Consider the following 4,534-nt stretch of genomic DNA (forward strand, 5'->3'; position numbering starts at 1 on the left):
CGCCTTTTGCGTCTAGAACTCGTAATGCTTTTGTTAGATCAGACGCGCCTACCTTGTTGCTTACAGTTTTTCCTACTCCTATCACCAGTATTGCCTTATCACCGTTTATAGTGCTTAAGACAAAAATCTTATTCTGGCGTTCTTGAGTGGATTCCACGAAGTCTACTATTGCTTCCACGGAAACATCCGTTGACCTTCCGCAATGAAAAGTGATTTCATCAGTCAATGGTGTAGTATGGATCTCGCTCTTTATCATACTGCGCCATGTATTGGCCAACTTCTTGTTTAAGTCTAGTTTTTCCTGCTGCAACCCTTTTACTTTGTCTATTATCCCGCAAACAGGTACGCCCAACTGTTCTGCTATTTGCCTAAGATAACTTTCATCTTTCCTTATGCTATTAACTACATAGCTGCCGGTAATTGCCTCAATCCTACGTACGCCTACTGCAACACTGGATTCCGAAATAATCCTGAATGCTCCTATATCTCCGGTAAATCTAACGTGAGTTCCGCAGCACATTTCTTTCGACCCACCCATTTTGACTACACGTACATCATGATCACTGTACTTTTCTTCAAAGAGTCCTATAGCCCCCTCCTGCATCGCTTCCTTGAGAGTGTAGTGATCTATAAACACAGGATCGTTGGCAACAATCCTCCTATTTACCTCATTCTCAATCATTAGTATCTGCTCCTTAGTTAACGCAGACGAGTAGCTAAAATCGAATCTAAGTTTTTCTTCAGCAACAAGTGAGCCACGTTGGCATACGTCACTATTTATGAGCGTACGTAGTACATCATGCAATATGTGGGTTGCAGAGTGATTTGCCCTGAGACTTTTTCTTCTCGATTCATCAATCGCTGCTTCTACTATATCACCTAGTTTGAGACGCCCTTTTTTTACTAAACACTCATGCACATGCAAGCAATCAGCAGCTTTTTTAGTGTACAAAACTTCCACTATAGTTTGACAATCTGGATTTGAATTACCAGACACTTTTGTTAAGAAGCCTCTATCCCCCTCTTGCCCTCCTGATTCTCCGTAAAACGGGGACACATCAAGCAATACAAAGACCTCGTCTCCCTCATCTGCATGAAGTACTTCTTGCCCATTACTTATAACAGATAAAACAGTCGCCTTAGTCTTGTTATTTGTATATCCAACAAATCTCGTACCCTTGTGCTGTGAGGACAGGCTCTTCCATAATTCTGACATTGAATCACTTTTAAACCCTACCCACTGCTTACGAGATCTATCTTTCTGTTCCCTCATGCATCTGTCAAAACCCTGCATGTCAAGCGTGAGCTCTCTTTCCTTCGCCACATCTATGGTGATGTCTACAGGGAAGCCGTAAGTATCGTACAGCTTGAACGCAACATCCCCCGGCAATACTTTTCCAGCACCAAGACTTTCTATCTCCTTCTCTAGTAAAACAAGTCCCTTTCTCAGGGTCTGGGCAAATCCCTCTTCTTCTAGTTTGAGCACAGATACTATCGACTGTTCTGCCCTCACTATCTCGGGATAAACATCTCCCATATACGCAGCACTGCCCTTGGTCGTCAATATGGGAACAACTTCGTGTACGGATAATTTCTGGTTATTCAACTGGTATGCGTATCTCACGGCCCTCCTTATGATACGTCTTAGAACGTAATTTCTCCCCTCGTTGCCCGGTACAAGACCTTCTGCAATTAAAAATGCAGCTGCGCGTACATGATCTGCTATTACTCTATGCGCAATTGCGGCATGAGGATTGTTTGGATTTCCGAAAACACTGCAGGATTTTTCTATGATGGCTTTGAACATATCTATCTCATAATTATCATGCACACCTTGCATGACTGCAGAGATTCTCTCCAAACCCATCCCAGTATCTATGCATTTGCTCGGCAGTGGATGCATTTTCCCTTCTTCGTCTTTAAAGAATTGCATGAATACCAAGTTCCATATCTCTGTGAATCTGGCTCCATCGCAATCTTTAGTACCTGGGAGACCACCCTCTATATGTTCTCCATAATCATAAAAAATCTCAGAACACGGCCCACACGGACCTGTGTCACCCATGCTCCAAAAATTGTCACTTGTTGATATTTTTATAATCCTGCTCTCTGGAAATCCGGAGACTTTTTTCCATATGTCAGTTGCTTCTTGGTCTTCGCTATATACTGTGATCCACAGATTATTTTTATTTAGGCCAAGCTCCTTCGTTACAAAATTCCACGCAAGCTCTATTGCAACATCTTTAAAGTAGTGACCGAAGCTAAAATTTCCCAGCATTTCGAAAAATGTATGATGTCTGTTGGTATATCCCACATTTTCCAGGTCGTTATGCTTCCCCCCTGCTCTAACGCACTTTTGGCTTGATACAGCAGTTTTTACATCACTTTTCCCAGATACGAATGCCTTTTTAAAGGGAACCATACCCGCATTCGTGAACAACAAGGTAGGATCTTCCGTAATGAGTGGCGCCGAGGGAAAATGTTTGTGTCCGTGTTTTATGAAAAAGTCTAAAAACAGCTTCCTGATATCACCCACAGAAATATTCTTCATACTGGAACTTAAAGTAATGTACAAAATATTGCTTAAGTATTAGCATACCATAAGGGACTTTACTAATGGGAATTAGTGCAACTATGACGATTTCCTTGGCTACAATCTTGGTTATTTTGTCTGTAGTGTATATAGCAGGGCAATGGGTGTGCTTTGGGGAAGTTAAAATGCCTTCCTTGTACATGTACCTAACCGTAGGATCGTCATTGTGCCTCTTGTTCCTATGCGTACAAGATAAGGGATCCTTCGTGATGATAATCGCGGCATTATTGGGTGCCTTTATATTGCTAATAAAGTACGGAGGTAAGGAACGAAGAATTTTACGTTACGCAATGTTCGCATCTACTGCTGTATCGTTTGCAGTGGTGATTTGCATACTAGTGTGCTTGGCTTACAAGTCAATATTGTTCTTCAGCGAAGTCCCATTGTCCAACTTTTTGTTTGGCACCACATGGAACCCAGATTCAAGACTAATAAATGGCAATCTTGTAGGCTCTTTTGGTATACTGCCACTCCTTAGTGGGACACTTCTCATAGTGATAGTGTCAATAACCATTGCGCTTCCTATAGGGCTATTGTCAGCTATATATGTTAGCGAATATTCGGACAAGAAAGTTCGTAGGGCTTTTAATACCTTATTAGAGATACTATGTGGCATACCAACGGTGGTGTACGGATACTTTGCAGTAGTTTTTCTATCCCCTAATATTAGGCGCTTGGCAGAATTTTGCGGGTTAAATGCAAAATCGGAGAATGCCCTAGTGGCTGGGCTTGCAATAGGCATTATGCTGCTTCCATTTATAACTCTATTGATAGAAAGCGCATTAAGATCAGTGCCAAAAATATTACGCTACGGTTCTATGGCACTAGGGGCTACACGCTCAGAAACCACTTGGCACATAGTGATTCCGTACGCACTTCCAGATATTTGTAGCTCGGTGATATTGTCAATATCGCGTGTCATAGGGGAAACTATGATTGTTCTAATGGCTGCAGGCGTAACTGCAAATTTGACATTTAATCCTCTGCATTCTATCACGACAATCACCGTCCAGATTGCGACTATACTTACGGGCGATCAAAACTTTCAAAGTATACAAACATCCTCTGCCTATTCACTCGGATTGACACTTTTCGTAATAACGTGGATATTGAATCTTGCCGCAGCACATATAACGAGAAAGACTCGCACATCACGCAGTAATGCTTGTTGATATAGTTTCATACATGAAAAATAAGCTTGCCTTAATTCCCGTAATAGGCGGAGAACTGGAGTTTCAGATACTGGGGATTGAGGATAGAGACCTTGGTGATTGGGGTACGGAACTTGCTCTGCAGTTAGAATCGTTACAATGCGATATACTAAAAGAGAGTTCAAAATATCAATACGAACTGCGCATACACCACGGTACGGATATTGAAAAGTTTATAGATACCGTCACGGTAGCAAAAGAGAAGGTTCTAGAATTCGTCAACAGAAGTGGAGGCACTGCAGATTTTTCAGCTAAACCTGATATTAATGCAGCAGGAAATGCATTCCATGTGCATGTTAACCTCCTGGATAATACCCACTGCAACGTGTTCTCAAAAAGTGCCAATGGTAGCATGAGTACATATTTAAGTTACTCTATAGGAGGGCTTTGTGCTTATATGAAGGAACATTTGGTATTTTTTGCTCCCCACGCACATTCTTACCTGAGATACGTACATGCGGATATACACACCCCCACTACAATCAGTTGGGGAGGCAACAATAGGAGTGTAGCACTGCGCCTTCCAGATACCACGTTGTCACCACAAAATTGCAGAATAGAACACAGGGTTCCGTGCTCTGATTGTAATTATGAGAATGCAGTTTCAGCGATACTTTTTGGAATAATACAGGGCATAGAAAACAACATCCTGCCTCCTGAGAGAACATTTGGAGTGGCATCCGATCCACTTTATAATCTAGAGAAGCTTCCACAAAATCTTGAAGATGCC

Annotated in this window: 3 protein-coding genes; 2 read left to right on the forward strand and 1 reads right to left on the reverse strand. The window is 41.9% G+C overall.

The window, feature by feature from the left end; translation table 11 throughout:
* Nucleotides 1-2,551 (reverse strand): alanine--tRNA ligase (gene alaS / locus R4I06_RS04345; RefSeq protein WP_334414355.1); only part of this gene is annotated, 2,551 nt, incomplete at its 3' end.
* An 83-nt stretch (nt 2,552-2,634) separates the two neighbouring features.
* On the opposite strand from alaS, the gene pstC reads away from it, so the two are divergent.
* Complete coding sequence (pstC, locus tag R4I06_RS04350) at nt 2,635-3,765, forward strand: phosphate ABC transporter permease subunit PstC (RefSeq protein WP_334414356.1); 1,131 nt, start codon at nt 2,635-2,637, stop codon at nt 3,763-3,765.
* A gap of 13 nt (nt 3,766-3,778) precedes the next feature.
* Nucleotides 3,779-4,534: type I glutamate--ammonia ligase (locus R4I06_RS04355; RefSeq protein ID WP_334414357.1), on the forward strand; the 756-nt coding region annotated here is incomplete at its 3' end.

It is taken from the genome of Anaplasma bovis, from assembly GCF_036903315.1.
Classification (GTDB): Bacteria; Pseudomonadota; Alphaproteobacteria; order Rickettsiales; family Anaplasmataceae; genus Anaplasma; species Anaplasma bovis.